Source organism: Arthrobacter sp. zg-Y844, assembly GCF_024385465.1.
GTDB lineage: Bacteria > Actinomycetota > Actinomycetes > Actinomycetales > Micrococcaceae > Arthrobacter_B.
The window spans coordinates 39,856-62,793 of the sequence record NZ_JANFLS010000003.1; the positions used below are offsets into that span (position 1 = coordinate 39,856).

The 22,938-nt window shown below is 66.7% G+C and carries 22 protein-coding genes; 11 read left to right on the top strand and 11 right to left on the bottom strand.

Annotated elements, in window-relative coordinates:
• Window positions 1–13 precede the first annotated feature (13 nt).
• Complete coding sequence (locus NNX35_RS11465; RefSeq protein WP_255863753.1) at window positions 14–781, top strand: SDR family NAD(P)-dependent oxidoreductase; 768 nt, start codon at window positions 14–16, stop codon at window positions 779–781.
• A 19-nt stretch (window positions 782–800) separates the two neighbouring features.
• Here NNX35_RS11465 and NNX35_RS11470 read toward each other — a convergent pair whose 3' ends face one another.
• Genes NNX35_RS11470 through NNX35_RS11480 form a run of 3 tightly spaced genes read right to left on the bottom strand, consistent with a single transcriptional unit; the run spans window position 801 to window position 4,178 of the window.
• Window positions 801–1,559 carry an SDR family NAD(P)-dependent oxidoreductase gene (locus NNX35_RS11470; RefSeq protein WP_255867839.1) on the bottom strand — a complete coding sequence of 253 codons (759 nt, stop codon included), beginning with the start codon at window positions 1,557–1,559 and terminating at the stop codon, window positions 801–803.
• Window positions 1,560–1,581: 22 nt separating this feature from the next.
• Complete coding sequence (nhaA, locus tag NNX35_RS11475) at window positions 1,582–3,408, bottom strand: Na+/H+ antiporter NhaA (RefSeq protein ID WP_255863755.1); 1,827 nt, start codon at window positions 3,406–3,408, stop codon at window positions 1,582–1,584.
• A 2-nt stretch (window positions 3,409–3,410) separates the two neighbouring features.
• The gene (locus NNX35_RS11480; RefSeq protein ID WP_255766647.1) at window positions 3,411–4,178 is read right to left on the bottom strand and encodes a tyrosine-protein phosphatase; all 768 of its coding nucleotides are present in this window, start codon (window positions 4,176–4,178) and stop codon (window positions 3,411–3,413) included.
• Between the two features lie 160 nt (window positions 4,179–4,338).
• Between NNX35_RS11480 and NNX35_RS11485 the strand changes: the two genes are divergently transcribed.
• The gene (locus NNX35_RS11485; RefSeq protein WP_255766648.1) at window positions 4,339–5,865 is read left to right on the top strand and encodes an acetyl-CoA hydrolase/transferase family protein; all 1,527 of its coding nucleotides are present in this window, start codon (window positions 4,339–4,341) and stop codon (window positions 5,863–5,865) included.
• Between the two features lie 22 nt (window positions 5,866–5,887).
• Here NNX35_RS11485 and NNX35_RS11490 read toward each other — a convergent pair whose 3' ends face one another.
• Genes NNX35_RS11490 through NNX35_RS11500 form a run of 3 tightly spaced genes read right to left on the bottom strand, consistent with a single transcriptional unit; the run spans window position 5,888 to window position 7,445 of the window.
• Window positions 5,888–6,268: an RNA-binding S4 domain-containing protein gene (locus NNX35_RS11490; protein ID WP_255766649.1), complete on the bottom strand. Its 381-nt coding sequence runs from the start codon at window positions 6,266–6,268 to the stop codon at window positions 5,888–5,890.
• A gap of 13 nt (window positions 6,269–6,281) precedes the next feature.
• The gene (locus NNX35_RS11495) at window positions 6,282–7,151 is read right to left on the bottom strand and encodes a restriction endonuclease (protein ID WP_255863756.1); all 870 of its coding nucleotides are present in this window, start codon (window positions 7,149–7,151) and stop codon (window positions 6,282–6,284) included.
• 3 nt (window positions 7,152–7,154) lie between these two features.
• On the bottom strand, window positions 7,155–7,445 hold the full coding sequence (locus NNX35_RS11500) for a DUF1540 domain-containing protein (protein WP_255766652.1): 291 nt from the start codon (window positions 7,443–7,445) through the stop codon (window positions 7,155–7,157).
• A gap of 136 nt (window positions 7,446–7,581) precedes the next feature.
• On the opposite strand from NNX35_RS11500, the gene zapE reads away from it, so the two are divergent.
• Window positions 7,582–8,652: a cell division protein ZapE gene (gene zapE, locus NNX35_RS11505; protein WP_255867840.1), complete on the top strand. Its 1,071-nt coding sequence runs from the start codon at window positions 7,582–7,584 to the stop codon at window positions 8,650–8,652.
• Here the strand turns inward: zapE and NNX35_RS11510 are convergent, their stop codons facing one another.
• The 3 genes from NNX35_RS11510 to NNX35_RS11520 form a co-directional block, all read right to left on the bottom strand.
• Complete coding sequence (locus NNX35_RS11510) at window positions 8,653–9,630, bottom strand: transposase (protein WP_255867841.1); 978 nt, start codon at window positions 9,628–9,630, stop codon at window positions 8,653–8,655.
• Window positions 9,627–9,998 carry a DoxX family protein gene (locus NNX35_RS11515; protein ID WP_255766656.1) on the bottom strand — a complete coding sequence of 124 codons (372 nt, stop codon included), beginning with the start codon at window positions 9,996–9,998 and terminating at the stop codon, window positions 9,627–9,629. The genes NNX35_RS11510 and NNX35_RS11515 overlap by 4 nt, the downstream gene beginning before the upstream one ends.
• Window positions 9,999–10,144: 146 nt before the next feature.
• Window positions 10,145–11,122 carry an aldo/keto reductase gene (locus tag NNX35_RS11520; RefSeq protein WP_255867937.1) on the bottom strand — a complete coding sequence of 326 codons (978 nt, stop codon included), beginning with the start codon at window positions 11,120–11,122 and terminating at the stop codon, window positions 10,145–10,147.
• Window positions 11,123–11,258: 136 nt separating this feature from the next.
• On the opposite strand from NNX35_RS11520, the gene NNX35_RS11525 reads away from it, so the two are divergent.
• The 4 genes from NNX35_RS11525 (at window position 11,259) to NNX35_RS11540 (ending at window position 17,568) form a co-directional block, all read left to right on the top strand.
• On the top strand, window positions 11,259–12,776 hold the full coding sequence (locus tag NNX35_RS11525) for a CHAD domain-containing protein (protein WP_255867842.1): 1,518 nt from the start codon (window positions 11,259–11,261) through the stop codon (window positions 12,774–12,776).
• A gap of 13 nt (window positions 12,777–12,789) precedes the next feature.
• Complete coding sequence (locus NNX35_RS11530; RefSeq protein ID WP_255766658.1) at window positions 12,790–14,355, top strand: MFS transporter; 1,566 nt, start codon at window positions 12,790–12,792, stop codon at window positions 14,353–14,355.
• A 129-nt stretch (window positions 14,356–14,484) separates the two neighbouring features.
• Entirely contained in the window at window positions 14,485–15,558 is a 1,074-nt protein-coding gene (locus NNX35_RS11535) for a peptidoglycan bridge formation glycyltransferase FemA/FemB family protein (protein ID WP_255863760.1), read from the top strand.
• A gap of 507 nt (window positions 15,559–16,065) precedes the next feature.
• Window positions 16,066–17,568, top strand: a complete 1,503-nt coding sequence (locus NNX35_RS11540; RefSeq protein WP_370647048.1) for a threonine/serine exporter ThrE family protein — start codon at window positions 16,066–16,068, stop codon at window positions 17,566–17,568.
• Window positions 17,569–17,632: 64 nt separating this feature from the next.
• Here the strand turns inward: NNX35_RS11540 and NNX35_RS11545 are convergent, their stop codons facing one another.
• Both NNX35_RS11545 and NNX35_RS11550 read right to left on the bottom strand, forming a co-directional pair.
• Window positions 17,633–18,496, bottom strand: coding sequence for a siderophore-interacting protein (locus NNX35_RS11545; protein ID WP_255867843.1), 864 nt, complete (start codon window positions 18,494–18,496; stop codon window positions 17,633–17,635).
• Window positions 18,497–18,542: 46 nt separating this feature from the next.
• On the bottom strand, window positions 18,543–19,322 hold the full coding sequence (locus NNX35_RS11550; protein ID WP_255766664.1) for a uracil-DNA glycosylase: 780 nt from the start codon (window positions 19,320–19,322) through the stop codon (window positions 18,543–18,545).
• A 121-nt stretch (window positions 19,323–19,443) separates the two neighbouring features.
• Here NNX35_RS11550 and NNX35_RS11555 point away from each other — a divergent pair, with 121 nt between their 5' ends.
• From NNX35_RS11555 to groL, 4 genes are all read left to right on the top strand, one after another.
• Entirely contained in the window at window positions 19,444–19,752 is a 309-nt protein-coding gene (locus NNX35_RS11555) for a DUF3263 domain-containing protein (RefSeq protein WP_370647038.1), read from the top strand.
• Between the two features lie 67 nt (window positions 19,753–19,819).
• Window positions 19,820–20,443: a LytR C-terminal domain-containing protein gene (locus NNX35_RS11560; protein ID WP_255766666.1), complete on the top strand. Its 624-nt coding sequence runs from the start codon at window positions 19,820–19,822 to the stop codon at window positions 20,441–20,443.
• A 201-nt stretch (window positions 20,444–20,644) separates the two neighbouring features.
• Entirely contained in the window at window positions 20,645–20,848 is a 204-nt protein-coding gene (locus tag NNX35_RS11565) for a cold-shock protein (protein WP_227913533.1), read from the top strand.
• A gap of 356 nt (window positions 20,849–21,204) precedes the next feature.
• Window positions 21,205–22,842 (top strand): chaperonin GroEL, encoded by a 1,638-nt coding sequence (gene groL / locus NNX35_RS11570; RefSeq protein WP_227922944.1) that lies wholly within the window; start codon window positions 21,205–21,207, stop codon window positions 22,840–22,842.
• The last annotated feature ends 96 nt before the right edge of the window (window positions 22,843–22,938 follow it).

Consider the following 22,938-nt stretch of genomic DNA (forward strand, 5'->3'; position numbering starts at 1 on the left):
GGAAGGCTTGCACATGAATAACCGTTTTGAGGGCAAAGTCGTCATTGTTACCGGCGCCGGATCCGGCATCGGCGAGGCCGCGGCGCGGGGCTTCGTTGCCGAAGGAGCCACCGTTGTCCTGACCGACACGGTGGCAGAGAAAATTGCAGCCACCGTCGCCGACCTGCCTGAGGGCACGGCCACGGCCGTCGTCGCCGATTCCGCCAACTGGGACGATATCCGCAAACTGGTCGAGGACACCGTGCAGCAGCACGGGCACCTGGACGTCCTGGTGAACAACGCCGGCACGCTGGCCAACGGGCCGGTCGAAGAGACCGACGTCGAGGAATGGCACCGGGTCATCGAGACCGACCTTTCGGGCGTCTTCTACGGCACCAAGGCCGCGATACCGCACCTGATCGAATCCAAGGGCTGCATCGTCAATACCTCCTCCGTGTCCGGCATGGCAGCTGACTGGAACATGAGCGCCTACAACGCGGCCAAGGGCGGGGTAAACAACTTCACCCGCGCGGTGGCCCTGGACCACGGCAAGGACGGGGTCCGCGTGAACGCCGTGGCTCCCGGGCTGATCTGGACCGACCTGGTCGAGGACAAGAAGGACGACGAAGAGCAGAAGGCGAAGTTCGCCGAGCGGATTGCCCTGGGCCGCCCGGGCCAGCCGGACGAGGTAGCGGACGCAATCCTGTTCCTGGCCTCCGACGCCGCCCGGTTCATTACCGGTGCGATCCTGCCCGTCGACGGCGGCACCACGGCGAGCAACGGACAGCCGCAGCAGGCCTAAGGGCCGGGCCCCGCGGAAGTCAGCGCAGGTGCGAGGCGCCGTTGACGTCGATCACCGTGCCGCTGACCCACACCGGAGCCGCCGTGGCGAGCCAGGCTACGGTCGCAGCCACTTCCTCCGGCTCCGCGACCCGGTTGAACGGACTCTGCGCCCGGATGGCTGCACCGCTGGCCCCCTCCAACGCGGGGCGGCCCATCCGGGTGTCCACGAATCCCGGTGCGACGGCGGCGGAGAAGATCCCATGCGGCGCCAGCGCCACGGCAAGGGACTGGGTGAGGGAGTGCAGCCCGGCCTTGCTGGCGCCGTAGGCGGCGTTCTCCGGCTCACCGCGGTAGGCGCCGCGCGATCCCACATTCACCAGCCGCCCGCCCGCCGGACCCGCGGGCCGTTGGACCAGGTGCTCGGCCATCAGCCGGCAGAGGTTCGCCGGTGCCAACAGGTTGACGTCAATGGTCTGCCGCCATGCCTCGTGCCAATCGGCAAAAGACCCGGACAACACCGGCTGGGCCCGGAAGATGCCCGCGTTGTTCACCAGGACATCCAGGCCGCCGAGCTGATCCACGGCCTCGGCGAAGATCCGCTTGCACTCCGCGGGGGAGGACAGGTCCCCGACGACGACGGCGTGGCCCGTTCCGGGCAGCGTATCGGCAACCCGGCGGGCGGCGTCGGCGTCGTGCCCGGCGTGCACCGCCACGGTGTGGCCGGCGTCCGCGAGGGCGGCTGCGATTGCTGCTCCGATGCCCCGGCCTGCGCCGGTGACCAATGTGTTTGTACTCATCGACCGAGCGTACCGGCAGGCCCTACGGTACGGCGGAACGTGATGCTTCCAGGGCGCGGATCAGGGTGGCGGCATCGTAGGGGCCGTGGTGCCTGCGGCGCCCGATGAAGAAAGTGGGAGTTCCGTGCAGGTCCATTGACTCGGCGTCCAGGGCATCATCCAGCACACGGTTGCTGACCTCTGCCGAACGCAGGTCCGCTTCGAACCGGTCCATGTCCAGCCCCAGGCTCTCCGCTGCACCCAGCAGATCTTCGGGGAGCAGATTGTCCTGGTGCTCGAAAAGGTGCGCGCTGTATTCCCGGAAGCGCCCCTGCCGGTCCGCGGCCTCTGCCGCCTCGGCGGCCGCAACGGCATTGGGATGGACCCGGGACAGCGGCAGATGGCGCCAGACATAGCGCAGCTCGGCACCGAAATGCCCGCGCACTTCCATGATGGTCCCCGTGGCCCGGCTGCAGAACGGGCACTCATAGTCCCCGTATTCCACAAGGGTCAACGGAGCATCTGCGGGGCCCACCACATGGTCCCGTGCCGGATCCACCGGCCGGGCCAGCACCTCACCCGGGGGAACGGCAGGGCGCCGTCCCTCCACTGCCCGGAAAATGATGGTTCCCGCCGCGAACGCCAGAAGTGATCCGGCCAGGACCGCCACCCGCGCTTCGTTCTGCACCGCGGGGTCTTCGATGGCGAGGCCGATGATGAACAGGGAGATGGTGAATCCGATGCCGGACAGGGCGGCGCCGCCGGCGATGCGGCCCAGGGTCAGGCCGGGGCCGAACTCGCCGATCCGCAGCCGTTGCAGCACTGCCGCAGCACCGAAGATGCCGATGAACTTTCCCAGTACCAGGCCGCAGACAATGCCCCAGGCGAGCGGAGAACGCAGGGCTAGTTCCAATGTTGGCCCGTCCAACCGCACTCCGGCGTTGGCAAGGGCGAATACGGGCAGGATCAGGTAATCCACGTACGGGGTGTAGGCACTGTGCAGGCGTTCGTTGATGGAGAGGGACTCCCGCACGCTGTGCACCGCTGCCCGGGCGTACCGGGAATTGGGGGACTGACGGAAGACACGGGTCTGCTCCAACGCATGCTCCACGTCCCTCCGGGCGGGCGGAAACACGGGGACCAGCAGGGCAATGCCGACGCCGGCCAGGGTCGGATGCACGCCCGAGGCGTAAAAGGCCAGCCAGACCAGCACCGCCAGCACCGCGTACACGGCGCCGCGACCGTACGGCAGGTACCGGGTCAGTGCGACGGCAGCCAGCCCGACGAAGGCCAGCAGCAACGGCACGGGTTCCAGATGGTCGGTGTAGACCAGGGCAATGATGCTGAGCGCGGCAACGTCGTCGACCACTGCGAGGGTCAGCAGGAAGATCCGCAGCCTGCCGGGAACCCGAGGTCCTGCGACGGCCAGCGCGCCCAGCAGGAACGCGGTGTCGGTGGAGATGACTACGCCCCACGCACCTGCATTCTCCGTGCCGGACGTGAACAGCAGGAAGACTCCGGCGGGCACGGCAATCCCCGCGGCCGCGGCGACCACCGGAATCACCGCCCGGGACCGGTTGGTCAACTCCCCGAGGGCAAACTCCCGCCGCACCTCAAGTCCCACAACGAAAAAGAACACGGCCATGAGTGCATCGTTGACCAGCTCCCGCGTGGTCAGCTCCAGATCCATGCTGCCGGCACGCACCTCGACGGTGGATTCCCAGAACTCCTCGTAGGAGGCGGCAAACGGTGCATTGGCCCAAAGCACCGCCAGAATGGTTGCCAGCAGCAGCAGAGCGGCAGGACGCTTTTCCGCGCCGCCCCTGCCGGTGGCAGCGGTGGTGGCAATGCGGTGCGGGCGGGCCGGCATGGCTACACCTGGGCGGGTACCGGCTGCACCAGCTTGCTGCGCAGGCGGCCGATCAGATCCGACGTGAGGCCGCCGGAACGAAGCACCGCGGCAGCGCCGCCCGCCCTGCCGTCAAGGGTTGCCAGCATGGACCGCATCGCAGCCGGGTGGGCGGCCAGCACGGGATGATCTGCAGGGATGTCATAACCGCCGCTGAGCTCAGCAAGTCCCAGCCGTCGGTAGACCTCCGGGAGCCGGGCCTGGGTCCGGGCGTAGTCCTCGACGACGGCCTCCGGCTCCGCACCCAGCACGGTCAGCAGCGCTGCGGCGAACAGGCCCGTTCGGTCCTTGCCGGCGGCACAGTGGAACAGGACAGCACCGGGGGAGTCGGCCACAGCCTGCAGCCCCCGCACCAGGGCCTCTTTCCGGGAGACGAAAGTCTTCGCGTACCACTGGCCCACCTGCGCCGGGGAACGGACCGACTTCAGGAGTTGCCCCGCCAGTTCAGGCGGGGCGTCCATGGAATCGGTCAGGGGCAGGGCCAGATACTGCACCGGGTGGTCTGCGGACGGACCGCGTCCGGTGCGTTCCGCTTCGTCGGCCGAGCGCAGATCAATGATAGTGCGCAGGCCCGCCTCCACGAGTTCGGCTACCTGCTCCGCGGTGGTGGTCGCGACGTCGTCGGCCCTGAGCACCAGGCCCGCGCGGATCTTCCCCCCGTCCACTGGAATTCCGCCCAGGTCCCGCAGGTTCGCCAGCGGCGTCGGGGCAGGAATGATGGGTTTCGGCATGACAGGTTTCCTCCCGGGTGCCATCCGCCGGGCACGGCCGGCGGCGCTTGTGGCCACCATCTTAGGCACGATCGGCTGCGTGTGCCCCGACACCCGACTATGAGGCACGGCTCACAGGGCGATAGGGTGAATTCGATCTCGTTCTCTGAAAGGCCTCTCCATGCACCGTCGCATTTCCCATCCCGGACTCCAGAAACTCGTTATGACCGCCGAACAGGCAGCGGCCATGATTCGCCCGGGAATGACCGTGGCGATGAGCGGTTTTACCGGCGCAGGCTATCCCAAGGCCGTTCCGCAGGCGCTCGCAGTCCAGATGGAAGCCGCGCACGCAAAGGGCGAAGACTTCCAGATCAAGGTCCTCACCGGCGCCTCGACGGCCCCGGAACTCGACGGAGTGCTGGCCAAGGCAGACGGCATGGAACTGCGCCTGCCCTACCAGTCCGATCCCACGCTTCGGAAGCGGATCAACGACGGCGAACTCGAGTACATCGACATCCACCTCGGGCACGTGGCCCAGTACACCTGGTTCGGTTTCTACGGGCATGTGGACCTGGCCGTGATCGAGGTAGTCGGCATCAACGAGGACGGCAGCCTCATCCCGTCCTCCTCCGTGGGCAACAACAAAACCTGGATTGAGCAGGCAGACAAGGTCATCATCGAGGTGAACCGCCAGCAGCCGGAGGCCATGGACGGCATGCATGACGTCTACTACGGGACCGCACTGCCCCCGCACCGCAAGCCCATCATGCTGGTGAATCCGGATGACCGCATCGGGGAGCCCTACCTGCGCCTGGACCCGGAGAAGGTCATTGCCGTCGTCGAAACCGACGCACCGGACCGCATGACTCCGTTTGCAGCCCCGGACGAAACCTCGCAGCAGATCGCCGGGCACCTGCTGGACTTCTTCGAGTCCGAAATCAAGGCCGGCCGCCTGACCAACAAGCTCCTGCCGCTGCAGTCCGGGGTGGGAAACATCGCCAACGCCGTGCTCGCCGGGCTCTCCACCGCCGGGTACACCGGGCTCACGGCCTACACCGAGGTGATCCAGGACGGCATGCTGCACCTGATCCGGGACGGGGTGATCCGGGTAGCCTCCGCGACGTCGTTCTCGCTCAGCCCGGCCGGCATCGAGGAATTCAACTCCAACATCGACTTCTACCGCAAGCGCATCATCCTGCGGACCCAGGAGATCTCCAACCACCCCGAGCTGATCCGCCGGCTGGGCTGCATTGCCATGAACGGCATGATCGAAGCCGATATCTACGGCAACGTGAACTCCACCCACGTTGCCGGTACGGCCATGATGAACGGCATCGGCGGCTCCGGGGACTTTGCCCGCAACGGCTTCCTCTCCGCCTTTATGTCCCCGAGCACCGCCAAAGGCGGGAAGATTTCCGGGATCGTGCCCATGGCTGCCCATGTGGATCACACCGAACACGACACCATGCTCATCATCACCGAGCGGGGCCTGGCGGATCTGCGTGGCCTTTCCCCCAAGCAGCGCGCCCGCGTCATCATCGAGAAGTGCGCGCACCCGGACTTCCAGCCGCTGCTGCAGGACTACTTCGAGCGCGCCAGCCGGGACAGCCTCGGCAAGCACACCCCGCATCTGCTGGACGAGTCCCTGTCCTTCCACCAGCGGTTCGTGGAAACGGGTACCAGCCTGCCGCAGCCCGCGGTTCCCTAGGCGCGAAGCCGAGGGTGCCGGCCTAGCTCCCGCGCAGCCGGTCCAGCTCGCGGCGGTCCTTCTTGGTGGGCCGGCCGGCGCCCCGGTCCCGCACCGGAATACCCAGTGCCGGAGCTGCGGGGCGGGCCGGCGTGGTGTCCGTGAAGCAGTGCGATGCCGCCTCGGCACCCACGCGTTTATTGATCAGCTGCCGTACCTCGAGGATCCGTTCGAAGCCGGGCTGCCGGATCCGGACGGTGTCCCCGGGCTGCACCGGCTGCGCTGCCTTGGCCGGATTGCCGTTCAACCGGACATGGCCGGCGCGGCACGCTGCGGTGGCCGCGGACCGGGTTTTATAGGCGCGGACCGCCCACAGCCAGGCATCCACCCGGACGGTTTTGGAAGTGCTCGCTGGAATGCTCATGGGAGTTCCGAGTCTAGCGAAGTCCGCGCAGCCGGGCGGCGTCGTCCAACGCCTGCTGCTGCTCCGGGCTCACCAGGGACCCGACGACGACGGCGTCCGCCCCCACTGCCCGTGATGCTGCATCCGGTGCGGCGGCAAGCAGGCCGCGCACCTCGGCGGGGGTGTAGGGGACCGGAACCCGGGTATGCGCCACGGCGTGGCACGTGGGACACAGCGGCACCAGATCCGAGGCCGGATCCAGTGCGTAGTCGGCGGGCAGGTCCGTGCCCGGCACCAGATGATGCACCTGCATCAGCGCTTCCGTCCCCGGACCGTACCGCTGTGCGGGGACCAGCCCGCAGGCCGCACAGCTATTGCCGTGGAAGGCCAGGCACAGCCGGCGGGCCTCGGCGTTATGCTCGTAGGCATTGACGCGCTGCAGGCCCAGTGCTTCGGCGGCAATGGTGCCCGGCGGAGGACTCAGCGGATCCGGGCCGGCGCCGAGGAATCCCGACCACAGCCGCCGCAGTGCCGGCACGGAAGCTGACGGTACGGAAGCGGCACCGTCGACCCGGGGCAGGTTGGGCACATCTTCCTCGAGGAGCGACGCCGGTACTTGCTCACCAAGGGGCAGCAGCCGGTCGAAGTCCACCGTCACGACGTCCGCTGTGTCCCCTGATCCGGACGGCACAACGACGCCGTGGCCCACCAGCCCCCGCTGCCCCCGCCTACTGCCGCGCAGTACGAGCCATACCTCGGTTCCGGCAACCGGCGGGAATCCGGCCATCGGGGGCATGCTCCGGCGGAAGGTCCCGCCGTCGTTCACCGCCGCTACTGCCGGACCGTAACCGCCGGGCCAGGGATCCGGGAGGTCCGGATTCCATTCGAATAGGACTGATGCCACCGGTTAGCGGGGCTGGTAGGTGAGGCAGTCAGCGAGTTCCGCGCCGGGACCCACCCGTACATCACGGGCGTCGCACATGAGGTGGTCATTGAACCGGCACTCATTGCGCTGGCACGCACCTACCTGGGCGAGGACCTTGGGCAGGCCGCCGGTGGCCGATGTGTCGATGAAGGTGGCGCAGCTGGCGTGATCGGGTGAGCCGCCCACCGTGATCGCGTAGGCGGTGCATCCCTCATGGTTGAAGTCGCAGCTGGATACGGTGCAGTCCTGCACCTGGGCAACGTGGTCGGTCATGGTTCCTCCAAAAGGCGGTCATTCGTTCCGTGCCTGGCTTCGAACGTACCACCGCGGTGCCGGAATAATTAGCGCGAATTTCCCTGCCTTATTTGACCGGTTTGGCCGGTGCCGTCCGGTTGGGTAGAACGGAGGGATGACCGCAATGCAGGCCCCGGGCGCCGCCGACGAATTCCAGCTCGCAGCGCAAGCGCAGGGCCTGGCCCTGGATGCCGCCCAGCTGGCCGTCCTTCCGGCGCTTGCCGCGGCTGCCGCGGCGGCCCGATCCGCCGAACCCGCGCCGGACAATACCTCCGTCTACCTCTGGGGTCCGCCGGGGCGGGGGAAGACCTGGCTGCTGGACACGTTGTTCGATTCCGTGGATATTCCGGAGAAACGGCGGCTGCATTTTCATGACTTCTTCCGGGAACTGCATGCACTCGTTTTCGCCGGTTACGGAAACCCCGGCTACCGGCAGGATTCGGCCTTCGCTGCGGCCCTGGACCAAATGCTGGGCCGGGTCCGGCTGCTGTGCTTTGACGAATTCCATGTGAAGGACCCGGCAGATGCAGCCTTCATTACCCGGCTGCTCCGCACCGTGCTGGACCGCGGCATCGTGTTGGTGGCGACGTCCAACTATGCACCGCAGGAGCTGCTTCCGGATGAGATGTTCCACCATCTCTTCGAACCCGGCATTGCCCTGATTGCCGGACACCTGCAGGTCCTGGAGCTGGACGGGGACACCGATTACCGGGCCGTTGCAGGGCCCCGGAGTGCGTCGGGTTTCGCCGCCGGGTATCACCTGCGCAGTGACGACGACGTGCTGCTGGCCTCGGCCGGGCTGATCCCGCCCGGCGCAGCGGAAGCGCTGCAGCTGACCCCGGGCACCCGGACGCTGGATGCGCTGCGGGCGGACGGCGGGCAGCTGTGGTTCGATTTCGAGGACCTGTGCCATGCGCAGTCGGCCACCTCCGATTACCTGCACCTGGCGCAGGCGCACCGGCACTGGGTAATCAGCGGCGTGCCCCCGACCGAGGGATCGAATCCCTACGGCTGGCAGCGCTTCGGCAACGTCGTGGATGTGCTCTACGACGCCGGCTGCCGCCTGGACGTCATCGGGATGCCGGATTACGACGGCGTGTTCCCCGGGATAGCCCATCCCACCGATCTGGCGCGGATCCGCAGCCGGTTCGGGATGCTGCAGCAGCTGCCCGGACACGGAAGCTAGTTACGGCGTCCCGCCGTCGGAAAGGTCCTGGGCGTCGGCGAGCTTCTGCCGGGCCTTTTCCGCCGTGCGCCGGGCGGCACGGGCCGTGCGCCGGGCGTTGTCCCGCTCGCGTTCCAGCTTCCCGGAGCGTCGGTCCACGGTTGCGACCTCCCGCTCAAGCTGCCTGATCCGCTCCCGCAGTTCGTCGATTTCATCCGTGAGCCCGTCCCGGCGGCCGGCGGACTCATCCACTTCCCGCTGGGCCGTGTCCAGTGCTTCCTGCGCCCGGCGTTCGGCGCCTGCCGCTTCCTCCAGGTCCGTCTCCGCCTTCCGGACCGCCCGCCGGGCCTCGGCCTGCCGCCGTCGTACTGCGGCGCTGTCCGAGCTCCCGCCCTTGTCCTTCGCAGTCCCGGCCCCGTCCGCCGCCGACCCGGACCCCGCCCTGCCCCCGGCGCCGTGGGAGATCGAGTCCGGGTCGGCAACGGCACCGTCCAGGTCCACCTCTTCCCACCCGCTGGCGGCGAGGGAACGGACCAGCTGGCCGCTGGCAACGGCGTCGGCCGCCGAGGGGTCGGTCATCGCGGCCCAGAGCGTTTGTTCGGCTTCCGCCGCCAACGATTCGCTCACCGGGTGGTCCAGTTCGGAGGCCAGGTCCCGGGCCTGGCGGACAATCGCGCGGAGCAGGCGCTGGCGTTCGGTGCTTAAGCGGCGCAGCTGCTTCTGGTCCAGGTCCTCCTGGGCTTCGCGCAGCGCTGCTCCCAGCTCCAGCACCTGGTCCAGGTCCTCCCGCCGCTGGTGCGCCAGCAGATTCACGAGCCAGGCCGCCGTCGAGGGTTTTGGCAGCGCCTTGATGCGTTTGGCGAGTTCTTTGTCCCCGGCCCGCCCGGCGTCGGCGGCGCGGGCGTTGCGGGCAGCGGTGAATTCAGCCGGCAGCAGCGCGTAGAGCTCGACGACGGCAGCACCGAGCGGCGGCGGGGAGTGCGGATCCGCACTGCTCACCCGAAGACACCAAACCGGCCCAGCGCCACCACCAGCGAAAGCACCATCAGAATGACGCCCAGGGCAATCCGGTTGCGTTCACCGCGCCTCGCGTGGACCAGGACCGCCAGCGCCATCAGGAGGGTCAGTGCAGAGGCAGCTATCGGCGTCAGTACGGGCAGGACACCGGTCGCCTCGGGGATGACCAGCCCGGCGGCTCCAAGGACTTCGAGGACGCCGATCAGTTTCACGGTGGCGGGGGAGAAGTCCTCGGGCCAGCGAAGGTTCTCCCGAAGGCGTGCATAGCCCTGGAAGATCTTTACGAAGCCGACTCCGGCAAATAGAAGTGCCAACAGCAGTTGAACAAGCCACAAGACCAGAGACAGCATGGGTACCTAAGCGACTTTCTGTATACGGGCAGGAGTCAGCACATACAACACGGTGGAACCATTGGAACCAGTGGAACCATCACAACCCAAGCATGGTCTGCCGTCCGGGAACTGCGCAATAACGGGCGTGGCGCAGCGCAGGTCGCTCAGAACCCGGCCACGGGACGGGGACGGTAGTACTCCTCGAGCGCGCTGAATTCCTCTTCGGTGAGCTGGATGTCCAAGGCCTGGATGTTCTCATCCAAGTGGGAAGCGGCCGTGGCGCCGATGAACGGAGCCGTGACCACCGGGTTGGCCAGGACCCAGGCCAGGGCGACCTGCGCCCGGGTGGCGCCGAGTCCCTCGGCTACGTTCCCCACTGCATCGGTGATGCTGCGGTCCACTTCCTCGTTGCCCCGATAGAGCATTTGGCCTTGCTCGTCGTAGTCCTGCCGGACCGTCCTCGTCCCCCAGGGGCGGGCCAGGCGCCCGCGCGCGAGCGGCGAATAGGGCAGTGCCCCGATGCCGCGGTCCGCGCACAGCGGGTACATCTCCCGTTCCTCTTCGCGGTAGAGGAGGTTGTAGTGGTCCTGCATGGTGATGAACTGCGCCCAGCCGTGCTGCTCCTGCAGGAAGAGGGCTTTCGAGAACTGCCAGGCGTGCATGCTCGAGGCGCCCAGGTACCGGACCTTGCCGTCCCGGACCAGCTGGTCGAGGGTCCCCAGTGTTTCTTCCAGCGGCGTGGTGCCGTCCCAGCGGTGCACCTGGTAAAGGTCGATATAGTCCGTGCCCAGGCGCCGCAGGCTCTGCTCCACCTGCCACAGGATGTGTTTGCGGGACAATCCCCATCCATTGGGGCCCGGCCCCATTTCGCCGTGGACCTTGCTGGCGATCACCACCTCTTCCCGCCGGCAGAATTCCGCGACGGCAGCTCCGAGGATTTCCTCGCTGTGGCCGGCGGAATACACGTTGGCGGTGTCGAAGAAATTGATGCCCAGCTCCACTGCGTGCCGCAGCAGGGACTTGGCCTCCTCCTCGCGGATGGTCCATCCGTGCGCGCCGCGGTCCGGATCGCCGAATGCAAGGCAGCCCAGCCCAAGGGCCGAGACAGTTGCCCCTGACTTGCCGAGCTTGGCGTATGTCATCGAGTTCATCCGCTGGCCTCCGCTGCTGCAGTGCCGGTTCATTACCGCACGATGCTACCGGGATGCGCCCCGGCTCCGGTAGGGAGGAGGCCCAAGGACTCCCGGCAGCGGCCGTTGCGGTCCTATACTGGCGCACATGGCCGCCGGAACAGGTACCGCAAGCCGCTTCTTGGTGCATGTTGCATTGGTGCTGCCGCCGCTGCATGAGTTGTCGGGTGTCGCCAAAGTGGCACAGCCCAGGGAAGGCCGGCGCACGGAGGTCCGGTATGACACTTCGGACGGTTCCCTCCACAGGCACCGGTTCAGCCTCTCCCGGCATACCGACGACGACGGCGGCACGCGCTGGGAGCGCAGCGCCCCCTCTCTGGAGCCTGCTGTCCGGTCCAGCAACACTGCCGAACCCGAAGCAGGGATTCCGACGGAACTGGTGGAGGACGTCCAAGCCGTGGTTCGGGGCCGGGAACTTGCGCCTGTGCAGACCCTGGTCACGCGCTACCTGGAGTACGACCTGCTGGACAGTGCGGGCACGGTGCTTGCCCGGGTCACCGATGAAAGCACCAGGACAAACGACGTAGAAGCGGAGCCCGGCGGACCGGGCCGGCGGGTCTGGACCATTTCTTCCGACCACAATGCGCTGGGCACGGAGGCTGGAACCATGTTCCTCGCTGCCGGTGCCGTGCCGGCGGGCCCGGAGGCAGGTGGGGGACGGGACGCGGTCCGGCACCCGGAGAGGGCCGGCGCGGGCACCGGGGGAGCGCCGGACGGAACAGACGCCGACCTCCTGGACGCCGGCAGCCCGGTGGCGCTGCTGCTGCTGGAGTATCTGCGCGAACAGTTCGAGGAGTTGCTGCGCCACGATCCACGCGTACGGCGGGGAGACACTGACGGGATCCATAAGATGAGGGTTGCCACCAGGCGGCTGCGCTCGGCACTCTCCAGCTACCGCAGCACCATGGACCCCGAGCCGGGGCGCTCGCTGCGCGGGGAACTGCGGTGGATCGCCCGGGTGTTGGGGGAGGCCCGGGATGCGCAGGTGATGCGGCACCGGCTCCAGGAACTGATTGCATCTGAACCCGCTGACCTGGTGATGGGGCCGGTTGCCGCCCGCGTGGATGAGGAACTGCTCCATGACTATCGGCAGGCCTACGGGCACGTCCGCGAAGCACTGCACTCCCAGCGGTACTTCCAGGCATTGGACGGACTCGAAGCGCTGCTGGACCGCCCGTTCTGGACGGAAACAGCGAGGAAGCCGGCCGGTCCGGCCGCTGCCCGCATCGTCCGGCGGGACCGGAAAAGGCTGCACCGCCGGGTACGGGCCACACGGACATTGGCGGGCGAAGACTACGCGGAAGCGCTCCATGACGCGCGCAAGGATGCAAAACAGCTCCGCTACGCAGCCGAGGTCTGGGCACCCGTCCAGCCGAAGGAAGCGAAGGAAATGGTGGACGCCGCCGAGCATGTGCAGAAAGTCCTCGGTGAGTACCAGGACAGCGTGGTGACGCAGGCCTATCTGCGGCGGATGGGGGCAACAGCGTTGGCCGCCGGTGAGAACGGCTTTACCTACGGGCGGCTGCACGCCTTGGAACAGGCCTCTGCCCAATCGGCCCGGGCGCGCTTTGCCCGTGCGTGGAAAGGCTTCCCGTCCAGCCCCTGAGGGAGTGAATCGAATGGAATCGCCCTGGGCGCCGCTGCGCCGGCGGATGTTCCTCATTCTGTGGCTTGCCCAGTTGGGATCCAATATCGGCACCTGGATGCAGACCGTCGGGGCCCAGTGGTTCCTGGTGGAATCCAGCAAAAACCCCGCCCTTGTATCCCTGGTCCAGACTGCCAACCTCGCACCTTCCCTTCTGCTGGGCCTTATCGCAGGGGTCCTGGCGGACGCCTTCAACCGGCGCCGGCTGATCCTGGGCGCCAACATCTTCGCCGCCGGCGCTGCCACCGTGCTGACGGTCGTGGCCGCGATGGGCCTGCTGGACCCGGATTCGCTGTTGCTCTACACCTTCCTCATCGGCTGCGGCATGGCGCTGAGCGCCCCCGCCTGGCAGGCCATCACCCCTGCACTGGTGCCCCGGGAAGAGATCCAGGCGGCTGCGGCGCTCGGCAGCGTGGCGATGAACACGGCCCGTGCCGTTGGTCCCGCGATTGCCGGTCTGCTGGTGGCCCTGACCGGTCCAGCCTTTGTGTTCGGCTTGAACGCACTGTCCTTCGTGGGCACGGCCATTGCCATCTACAGTTGGCGGGCTCCCCAGCGGGATCCCGTCGAACGGGAACACGTGGGGGAGGCGCTCGCCGCAGGTATCCGCTACATCCGTGCTGCACCGCTCATCCGCCGGATTCTCCTACGGTCCGGTCTGTTCATTTTCCCCGCCAGCGCCCTCTATGCGCTGCTGCCCGTTGCCGCCAACGGCCATCTCGGCCTGGGGTCGGCAGGATACGGGCTGCTCCTCGGGGCGCTGGGTATCGGTGCCGTGCTGGGTGTCCTGTTCCTGCCGCGGCTCCGGACCGTCCTGAAGGACAACACACTGCTGGGCATCAGTGCCGTGGTCTTCGCGGCCGGGGCCTTCGCCTCGGGCTACCTGCCCGCGTGGGCCGTTGCCGTGCTGTTGGTCTTCGCGGGGTTCGCCTGGATCTCCACGTTCTCCACCTTGAACGCCGCAATGCAACTGACCCTGCCCGAATGGGTGCGTGCCCGCGGCCTGTCTGTGTATCTGATGGTCGCCTCCGGCACGCAGGCCGTGGGCGCCGTTTTCTGGGGATCGGGTGCCACCGGAGCCGGCTACGCTCCTACCCTGGCTTTTGCCGCCGGCGTGCTGTTGTTGGCCGGGGCCAGCGTCCTGGTGCTTCCGTTGCTGCCGGGCACCGGACGCCTGGACCGCAGCGTAGCCGGCACGGAACTGCAGCTTCCTGCCGGCCAGGAACCGGATCCCGGCGCCGGACCGGTGACGGTCCTGATCTCCTATGAGGTGCCTGCGGACCTCAATGACGAGTTCGTGGCGGCTATGCAGTCGGTCCGGCTGTCGCGCATGCGCACCGGCGCCACGGACTGGGAGCTGGTGCACTCGGTCACTGACCAGGACCAGTTCCGGGAGATCTACGATGTGCCCACCTGGCGGGAGTACCTGCGGCAGGAACAGACGCGGACCACGGGGGAGGACCGCCGGATCATCCAGGCCGCATGGGACCTGGCCGAAGTGGAACCGCGGGTCCGCTGGTTCCTTCCTGCGTCCACTTGAGCGTTCGGCCCGGCGGCAGTGCAACGGATAGACTGGGACCCGGTTCGAAGGCCGTTTCCGCGGCGGGCCGGCGCGTTGGTAACGATGCGCTGAAAACGATGCAGTGAACAAACCATTAGTTGAGGTATTTTGCGAGATTTTAGTGCACGCCTGGCCACTGCCGAGGAGATCGCCAACTGGGACAAGCACGTGCTGGCCAACCCCGGCGGCGGCAATGTCCTTCAGTCAGCGTCCTTCGCGGAAGTGAAGTCCCACCACGGCTGGAATCCCGTCTACCTGGCCTTCACCGGACCCGATTACGTGACCTACACATTGGCGATCGAGAAGAAGGTCCCGGCCCTCGGCAGCCTCTGGTACCTCATCAAGGGTCCCGACGTCGCCGCACCCGAAGATGTGCCGCTGGTGGTGAACGCGCTGGCACGGTTCATCAAGGAGACCCGCCGCAAGGTTTTCGCGATCAAGGTTGAGCCGGACATCGTGGACAGCGAAGAGGTCCAGGCCCTGTTCACGGGTGCCGGATTCATCAAGACCTTCAACCTGCAGCCCAACGACTCCACTGCCCTGCTGGACACTACGCCGGACGAGGAGCAGCTGCTCAAGAACCTCTCCTCCCGGGGCCGGAACGCGGTCCGCCGGGCGATCCGCGAAGGCGCGGATGTCCGCCGGGTCGAGCCGACCGAAGAGAACATGCGGATCATGTACCGCCTGATGGCCCACATCGAGGACCGCTCTGCGGCGCGGCTGCGCTCCTACGAGTACTACCACCGGTTCTGGTCCAACTTCGTTGCTGCCGGGCAGGGACGCTTCTACTTCGCATTCGAGGACGGGGAACCCACTGTGGGTGCCTTCGTGATTGCCTACGGCAACAAGGGCACCTACAAGGACGGCGGGTCCAAGCCGCGGCGCTCCCAGTACGGGGATTCGCACCTGGTCCAGTGGACCGCGATCACCGAACTCAAGAAGGAGTGCGGCATTGTCCAGTACGACTTCTGCGGCACACCGCCGAGCAACCAGCTCAAGGACAAGAGCCACCCGCATCACGGGCTGGGTCTGTTCAAGACCAGTTTCTCCAAGACGGTCACGGATTTCGTCGGTTGCTACGACTTCATTGTGGATCCGATCCGCTATCGCATCTGGAACACCATCGGCGAACGCGTGGCGCGGCAGATTTACTGGCGCCGCCACCAGCAGCCGTTCTACTAAGCAGCAGTTCCACCAGGCAATAACCCGGGCGGGTCCCGGAACAGGCGAAAGGGTGAATCCTTGGAGAACACAGCCGATCCGGGTGGGCGCAAGCCCGGATCGAATCCGGATTCGGCACCGAATCCGGACCCGGTTGCGGGGCCCATTCCGTTGATCAGCATGCCGGCGCGCCGGCGGGCGGAGCCAGCAAAGGCGCAGCCGGAGAGCCCTGAACCCGGGAAGGTGCGGCCGGGGAACCCTCAGCCCGGCAGCGCCCAGGCAGGGAAGCCACAGGCCCAGAGGGCAAAGTCCGGCAAGGGACCGCGGCCGGGGCAAGGCGCGGCCGGGCGGCCTTCGCGGCAGGCTGCCAAGACGCCGGCCCCGCCGTCGAAGGCTCCGGGGCAGCCGGCCACCGGCATGGACATGCCCACCGCTGCCCTGCGCAGCACCCGGCCCAAGCCGCCTCCTCCCACCACGTCGGTAATCCGCCCGGGTGGCTCCAAGGTGCTTCGGCCGCCGACGGGCCGCATGCGGACGACGGCCGACCCGCGCGAGAAACGGCCTGCGCGTACGCGCAAAACCGTTCCACCGGGAACGGTGCCGCTGGCCTCCACCGCCGTCCGCGCCGACCGCTCATCCGCTGCGGCGCGGCGCATGCTGCGCAAGCTGGTCCAAGGGGAGAATCCGCCCACCCAGGCCATGTCCATTGTGGAACGACTGGCCGGCAGCCCCTATGCCAATCCGCTCGTGCGCACCGCCGGGCCGGACGCGAATGCCCGCAAGACCCTGGACCTGGCCCTCGGCATGGCCGAATCCATGTTCCGCTACGGTGCCGGCGCGCTGGAGGTGGAAACCGCCATCATTGCCGTGACCGCCGCATTCGGGCTGGAAAGCATCGAAGTGGACATCACCAACCAGTCGGTGCTGCTCAACTACTCTCCGAAGGACCAGACCCCCATCACGGTGATGCGCGTGGTCCGTTCCTGGACGAACAACTATGCCGGGCTTGGCCTGGTCCACCAGCTGGTCACCGACATCATCGACGGCGGGCTCTCCCGCGCCGAGGCGGCCAACCGGCTCAACGAGATCACGCACCAGCCCAAGCCTTTCCCGCGCTGGGCCGTGACGGTATCCGCCGGGGTGTTCGCAGCCGCCATCGTCGGGTTTATCGGCGGCGGCCCGCTCGCGTCACTGGTGGGATTCGCCGGCACGGTGATGGTCAGCCTGCTCCAGCGCGTGCTGGGCAGGTGGCGGGTCCCGGACTTCTTCACGACGGCGGCCAGCGGCTTTGTGGTCACGGCCATGGCCATGCTGTTCTGGTCCATGGAGGTGCCCATTTCCCCGGGCATCGTCGTTGCCGGCGGCATCCTGGTTATGCTGCCCACCGGCCGTCTGGTCTCGGCCGTGCAGGATGCGATCAACGGATTCCCGGTCACGGCGTCCGGCCGGTTCCTGTCCGCGTTCCTGACCTTCGGCGCACTGGTGGCCGGCATCGCCGTCGCGCTCGTCCTGGGTGCCCTGATGGGAATGGGCCGGCTGAACGTTACCGATGTGGCCTCGTCACAGTATTCCTTCGCCGTGACCCTGCTGCTGCTGGCCATTGCGCTGGGAGCCATCTGCATTGTCGAACAGTCCCCGCGCCGGCTGGTGTTGCCCACGGTGCTGATCGGCACTGCCGGTTTCCTGGTCTACCAGCTGGTGGAGGCAGGCGGCATGGGGCCGCGCCTTACCCCGGCGGTGGCCGCCATCTTCATCGGCATGGTGGCCCGCATTGTCGCCCTGCGGATGGGTGCCCCGCAGCTGATCGTGGCGGTGCCGGCCGTTCTGTTCCTGTTCCCGGGGCTGGCGATCTTCCGGTCCATGTACGGCCTGAGCATCGGTACCGACGAGATGTACCAGGGTGTGGTGGGCCTGTTTGACGCGCTCACCGTCATTCTGGCCATCTCCGGCGGCGTGGTGCTCGGCGATAACCTGGGCCGGCCCTTCACCCGCAACCTCAACGGCAACGACCGGCGTAACCGGCGGCGTTAGCAGCACCAAAAAAGACAAGAGCCCGGCCCGCTGCTGCAGCGGGCCGGGCTCCTTGCCGTCCGGGCTAGAGAATCTTGCCGACCGGCGTGCGCTTTTCGGCCTGGAAGACGTCTTCGGTGCGTCCCGCAGCCCAGTAGCCGGAAAGGGAGACCTGCCTGCGCTCCAGTCCCCGGTGGCTGAACATGACATCGCGCAGGGACTTCATTGCCTCCCGCTCGCCGTGTGCAAAGACCTGCACGGTTCCATCCCGCCAAGGCGTCGCCGAAACGGCGTCGGTCAACATCCGGCTGCGCCCCGCGGGGACGTCCCCGCGGTACAGCCAGGTCAGCTCCACTCCCGCAGGCTTCGGCACCGGCTGGCGGTCGGCGGGGCCGGCGACTTCGATGAATGCCTGCCCGACGGCGTCCTGCGGCAGCGCGCGGAGCACGGTGGCAGCTGCGGGGAGGGCTGACTCGTCGACAGCCAGCAGGTACCAGTCGGCGTCGGGATCGGGGTTGAAGGCGCCCCCGGGGCCGGAGAAGGTCAAGGGTTCCCCCGGCTCTGCCGAGGCCGCCCACGGCCCGGCCAGGCCTTCATCTCCGTGGACAACGAAGTCGATACTGATTTCGCGTGCTTCAAGATCCACGTCCCGGACCGTGTAGGTGCGGGACACCGGCCAGTGCTCCCGTTCGCTCCGCGCCCGAATGGTGTCCAGGTCCTCGGTACCGTCAATCGGGCGGCCCTGCGGGCCAAACCAGATCTTGCAGTAGGCATCGGCACAGCTGTTGGGCTGGAACTTGTCGAAACCGGGTCCGCCGGCAACCACGCGGACCATATGCTCACTGATCTGCTCGCGGCGGAGAACCTCAAGGGTCAGCAGGGGGCGCTGGCGGCGGGGAGCTGGAGACTCCGGCTCCTGCGGGCGCGGGGAAGTCATTGGGTCGGGCATGGGTGTCTCCTAGGAAAGGGCCTGTAACTACCGTATCGCGCCGCCCTTACCGCTCCCCGCGAAGCCGCCAGTCCACGGGGTCGGCGCCCTGCTGCGCCAGCAGTTCGTTAACCCGGCTGAACGGTCGGGAACCGAAGAACCCGCGTGAGGCCGACAGGGGACTGGGGTGCGCGGATTCGACGGTCGGCGCACCGCCGAGGAACGGGACAATGCCCTGGGCATCGCGTCCCCACAGGACGGCAACCAGGGGAACGCGCGTGCCGTCCGGGCGGCGGCGGGCAGCCAGTGCGCGCACGGCGAGCTCAGTGATTTCCTCCCATCCCCGCTTCCGGTGTGAGCCTGCTTCCCCGGCACGTACCGTGAGTACGCGGTTCATCAGGACCACCCCCTGATCCGCCCAGGCGCTGAGGTCTCCGGAGGGGGAGGGGGTGATTCCCAGATCGGCGTTGAGCTCGGTAAAGATGTTGTTCAGGCTTCGGGGAAGCGGACGTACGCCCTTCCCTACGGAGAAGGAGAGGCCTACGGCATGCCCGGGGGTGGGGTACGGATCCTGGCCTACGATCAGCACGCGGGCACTGGCCAGCGGACGTTGGAAGACGCGCAGGATGTTGCCGGGTGCGGGCAGGATTCGCTGACCGGCGCGGCGCTCCGCGTCCAGCTCGGCGGCTATTTCTTCAAGGCGCGTCTTCACCGGGGCCAGCACATGGGCCCAATCGGGAGCCATGAGGTCCTCAAGGCGTGTGGGTGCGGCGAAAGGAAAAGGGGTGTTTTCGCCCGGTGCGGCTTCGCCGGTGTAGGAAAAAAGCTGGGGTTCGTCAGTGCTCACTGGTCCATTTTGTCACCGGTGCGTTTGCGGTGTCTTGCCGACGACTGCCGTAAATGACAAGCCTGTTATTCCCAATTAGCATGGGCGGTAGATATATACAGGGATCTTTTTGGGAGTGAATGTGGCGGAATCGGCCGAAACCGAGCGGTTTTCCCTCGATGACGCAGTGGACCCGGACAGCCCGTTGGGTGCCCAGGAACAGCAGATGCTCGCGTTGGAACGGGCGTGGTGGAAATACGCCGGTGCCAAGGAACAGGCCATCAAGGACCTCTTCGGGATGTCGGCCACGAGGTACTACCAGGTCCTGAACGCCCTGATTGATACCGAGGAAGCCCTCGCCCATGATCCGATGCTGGTCAAACGATTGCGTAGACTACGTACGACCCGCCAGCGTGCCCGTACCGCCCGCCGCCTGGGCACAGGCGTCTAGCGCCGGTTCCCTCCAATGTTGGCCGCCCAGTACGCGGCGCCATCAGAACAAGGATTGAAACTCCACAATGAGCCAATACCCTCGGGATGAGTTCGACAAGGTCCCCGAAACGTCCGCGCGGCAGGGCGTGCACCGCGAACGCCTCATTCCCTCGCGTTCCAACGGGCTGGGGCTGCTGATCACCGTGGGTGTGCTCGCTCTGCTGATCGGCTTGGCAGCCTACTTTGTCCTGCCGCGGCTGGGCATCGGTTCCGGTTCCGCTGGTCCGTCCCCGGAGGCACAGGCTTCGGCCCCTGCTTCCGCGTCCGCCTCAGCTGCAGCCACACCGACTCCCGAGGCGAAGGCCGAGGATGCCTCACCGAGTCCTGCTCCGGCATCCACTCCAACGCCCACTCCAACGCCGACGCCGACTGCGCCCGCGATTGACCGTACCCAGCCGGTTGCAGTGTTCAACGCCAGCGGCGTGACCGGACTTGGTGCAGGCGTTTCCGGACGGATGTCCGCTGCAGGATGGGCAGTTGGAACGGTGGCCAACTGGGCCGGTGCGCCCCAGCAGGGATCCGGCGTCTACTACAGCTCACCGGAGCTGGCTGCCAATGCGCAGGAAATCGGTGCGCAGCTGGGCATTCCCGCGTTGGAAACACCCGGCTTCACCAGCGTCACCGTGATCCTGGGCCCCGGATACCGGTAAACGGGGCGTTCGGGTAAAAAGACCATAACGTTATCAACACGCCTGTATGTGATCGGGATCACCGTAGTTAGAGTGATGCCAGCCGGTTTGCGCTGCTGACCTCGGCCTCCCCCGGGAACCGACAGAGGGACGGATCCGGCGCCTCCGGCGTCCAAGCATGCCGCCGGAGGGCGGCATCGGAATCTAGGTTGGAGAAAGATCATGGCGCAGGGGATCGTCAAGTGGTTCAACGGTGAAAAAGGGTACGGCTTTATTACCCTCGACGAAGCCGAAACGGATGTGTTCGTCCACTGGTCCGCCATCCAGGCATCGGGTTACCGGACGCTGGAAGAAGGACAACGGGTGGAGTTCGAAATCGGCCAGGGCCAGAAGGGTCCGCAGGCCGAGGAAGTCCGCGCAGTGTAGGCCACTCCAAGTAACACCCTCTCGGCTTGGGGACGGGATCGGCAGCGGCGGAGCTTCGGCTCCGCCGCTGCTTTTGCATTCGCCCGCCGGCTGCGGTCGGGAACGAATGTGAACCGGGTGGCATGTCGGCGTGATCGCTTGCACTCAGTGTGTGGGAGTGCTAATTATTGACTTAGCACTCTTGCCGGATGACTGCTAAATGTCCGACGGTGTTGAGTGAACAAGCAACCCACTGGGGTGAGGAACGGGGAGCGCGTAAAGAGATCGCGCGAGCCGATCCGTCCGTCGCGGGCACCCCAGCCAGGAATGCAACATTTTGCTCCAAGCATGACTGTTCCGGAAGGACGATAGCCGTTATGGCCAAGATCATTGCATTTGAAGAAGAGGCACGCCGCGGCCTCGAGCGCGGGTTGAACATCCTCGCCGACGCCGTCAAGGTGACCCTCGGCCCGCGTGGCCGCAACGTGGTCCTCGAAAAGAAGTGGGGCGCCCCCACGATCACCAATGACGGCGTTTCCATCGCCAAGGAGATCGAGCTGGACGATCCCTACGAGAAGATCGGCGCAGAGCTGGTCAAGGAAGTTGCCAAGAAGACTGACGATGTTGCCGGTGACGGCACCACCACGGCAACTGTCCTCGCCCAGGCACTGGTCCGGGAAGGCCTGCGCAACGTTGCCGCCGGCGCCGATCCGCTGAGCCTGAAGCGCGGCATCGAGAAGGCTGTTGCCGCCGTTACCGCCGAACTGATTGCATCTGCCAAGGAGATCGAAACCAAGGAGCAGATCGCCGCTACGGCTTCCATCTCCGCCGGTGACCAGCAGATCGGCGACCTGATTGCCGAAGCACTGGACAAGGTGGGCAAGGAAGGCGTCATCACGGTCGAGGAGTCCAACACCTTCGGCCTGGAACTGGAACTCACCGAAGGCATGCGCTTCGACAAGGGTTACATCTCCGGTTACTTCGTCACCGACGCCGAGCGCCAGGAAACGGTCCTTGAGGATCCGTACATCCTGATCGTCAACTCGAAGATCTCCAACGTCAAGGATCTCGTTGCCGTCCTCGAGAAGGTCATGCAGTCCGGCAAGCCGCTGCTGATCATCGCCGAAGATGTTGAGGGCGAAGCCCTGGCAACCCTGGTGGTCAACAAGATCCGCGGCACCTTCAAGTCCGTAGCCGTCAAGGCACCGGGCTTCGGTGACCGCCGCAAGGCACAGCTGGCCGACATTGCCATCCTCACCGGTGGCCAGGTCATCGCCGAAGAGGTTGGCCTGAAGCTGGAAAACGCCACGCTGGACCTGCTGGGCAAGGCACGCAAGGTTGTCGTCACCAAGGACGAGACCACCATCGTGGAAGGCGCAGGCGACGCTGAAGAGATCGCCGGCCGCGTCAACCAGATCCGTGCCGAAATCGAGAACTCCGATTCGGATTACGACCGCGAGAAGCTGCAGGAACGCCTGGCCAAGCTGGCCGGCGGTGTTGCAGTCATCAAGGCCGGTGCGGCAACCGAGGTTGAGCTGAAGGAACGCAAGCACCGCATTGAGGACGCTGTCCGCAACGCAAAGGCTGCCGTTGAAGAAGGCATCGTTGCCGGTGGCGGCGTGGCCCTCATCCAGGCCGGCCTCAAGGCCTTCGCCAACCTGTCCCTCGAGGGCGACGAAGCAACGGGCGCCAACATCGTCCGCGTTGCCATCGACGCTCCGCTGAAGCAGATCGCCTTCAACGCCGGCATGGAGCCGGGCGTTGTTGTGGACAAGGTCCGCGGCCTGCCCGAAGGCTTCGGCCTGAACGCAGCAACCGGCGAGTACGAAGACCTGCTGGCTGCCGGCATCAACGACCCGGTAAAGGTAACGCGCTCTGCCCTGCAGAACGCAGCTTCCATCGCCGGCCTGTTCCTGACCACCGAAGCAGTGGTTGCGGACAAGCCGGAGAAGTCGGCCCCCGCTATGGGCGGCGCTGACGAGATGGCAGGCATGGGCGGCATGGGCGGCTTCTAAGCCCCCCGCAGCTCCTGCCTAAAGCGTAAGTAAGAGGCGCGGCACCCGGACCGGGTGCCGCGCTTCTTGCATTTAAGGGCGTACCGCCCTGCCAAG

Bases quoted from the DNA above. Each gene is read 5' to 3' on its own strand.
- NNX35_RS11465 (WP_255863753.1), top strand. From the start codon at position 14: ATGAATAACCGTTTTGAGGGCAAAGTCGTCATTGTTACCGGCGCCGGA.
- NNX35_RS11470 (WP_255867839.1), bottom strand. From the start codon at position 1,559: ATGAGTACAAACACATTGGTCACCGGCGCAGGCCGGGGCATCGGAGCA.
- nhaA (WP_255863755.1), bottom strand. From the start codon at position 3,408: ATGCCGGCCCGCCCGCACCGCATTGCCACCACCGCTGCCACCGGCAGG.
- NNX35_RS11480 (WP_255766647.1), bottom strand. From the start codon at position 4,178: ATGCCGAAACCCATCATTCCTGCCCCGACGCCGCTGGCGAACCTGCGG.
- NNX35_RS11485 (WP_255766648.1), top strand. From the start codon at position 4,339: ATGCACCGTCGCATTTCCCATCCCGGACTCCAGAAACTCGTTATGACC.
- NNX35_RS11490 (WP_255766649.1), bottom strand. From the start codon at position 6,268: ATGAGCATTCCAGCGAGCACTTCCAAAACCGTCCGGGTGGATGCCTGG.
- NNX35_RS11500 (WP_255766652.1), bottom strand. From the start codon at position 7,445: ATGACCGACCACGTTGCCCAGGTGCAGGACTGCACCGTATCCAGCTGC.
- zapE (WP_255867840.1), top strand. From the start codon at position 7,582: ATGACCGCAATGCAGGCCCCGGGCGCCGCCGACGAATTCCAGCTCGCA.
- NNX35_RS11515 (WP_255766656.1), bottom strand. From the start codon at position 9,998: ATGCTGTCTCTGGTCTTGTGGCTTGTTCAACTGCTGTTGGCACTTCTA.
- NNX35_RS11520 (WP_255867937.1), bottom strand. From the start codon at position 11,122: ATGACATACGCCAAGCTCGGCAAGTCAGGGGCAACTGTCTCGGCCCTT.
- NNX35_RS11525 (WP_255867842.1), top strand. From the start codon at position 11,259: ATGGCCGCCGGAACAGGTACCGCAAGCCGCTTCTTGGTGCATGTTGCA.
- NNX35_RS11530 (WP_255766658.1), top strand. From the start codon at position 12,790: ATGGAATCGCCCTGGGCGCCGCTGCGCCGGCGGATGTTCCTCATTCTG.
- NNX35_RS11540 (WP_370647048.1), top strand. From the start codon at position 16,066: ATGCGGACGACGGCCGACCCGCGCGAGAAACGGCCTGCGCGTACGCGC.
- NNX35_RS11545 (WP_255867843.1), bottom strand. From the start codon at position 18,496: ATGCCCGACCCAATGACTTCCCCGCGCCCGCAGGAGCCGGAGTCTCCA.
- NNX35_RS11560 (WP_255766666.1), top strand. From the start codon at position 19,820: ATGAGCCAATACCCTCGGGATGAGTTCGACAAGGTCCCCGAAACGTCC.
- NNX35_RS11565 (WP_227913533.1), top strand. From the start codon at position 20,645: ATGGCGCAGGGGATCGTCAAGTGGTTCAACGGTGAAAAAGGGTACGGC.
- groL (WP_227922944.1), top strand. From the start codon at position 21,205: ATGGCCAAGATCATTGCATTTGAAGAAGAGGCACGCCGCGGCCTCGAG.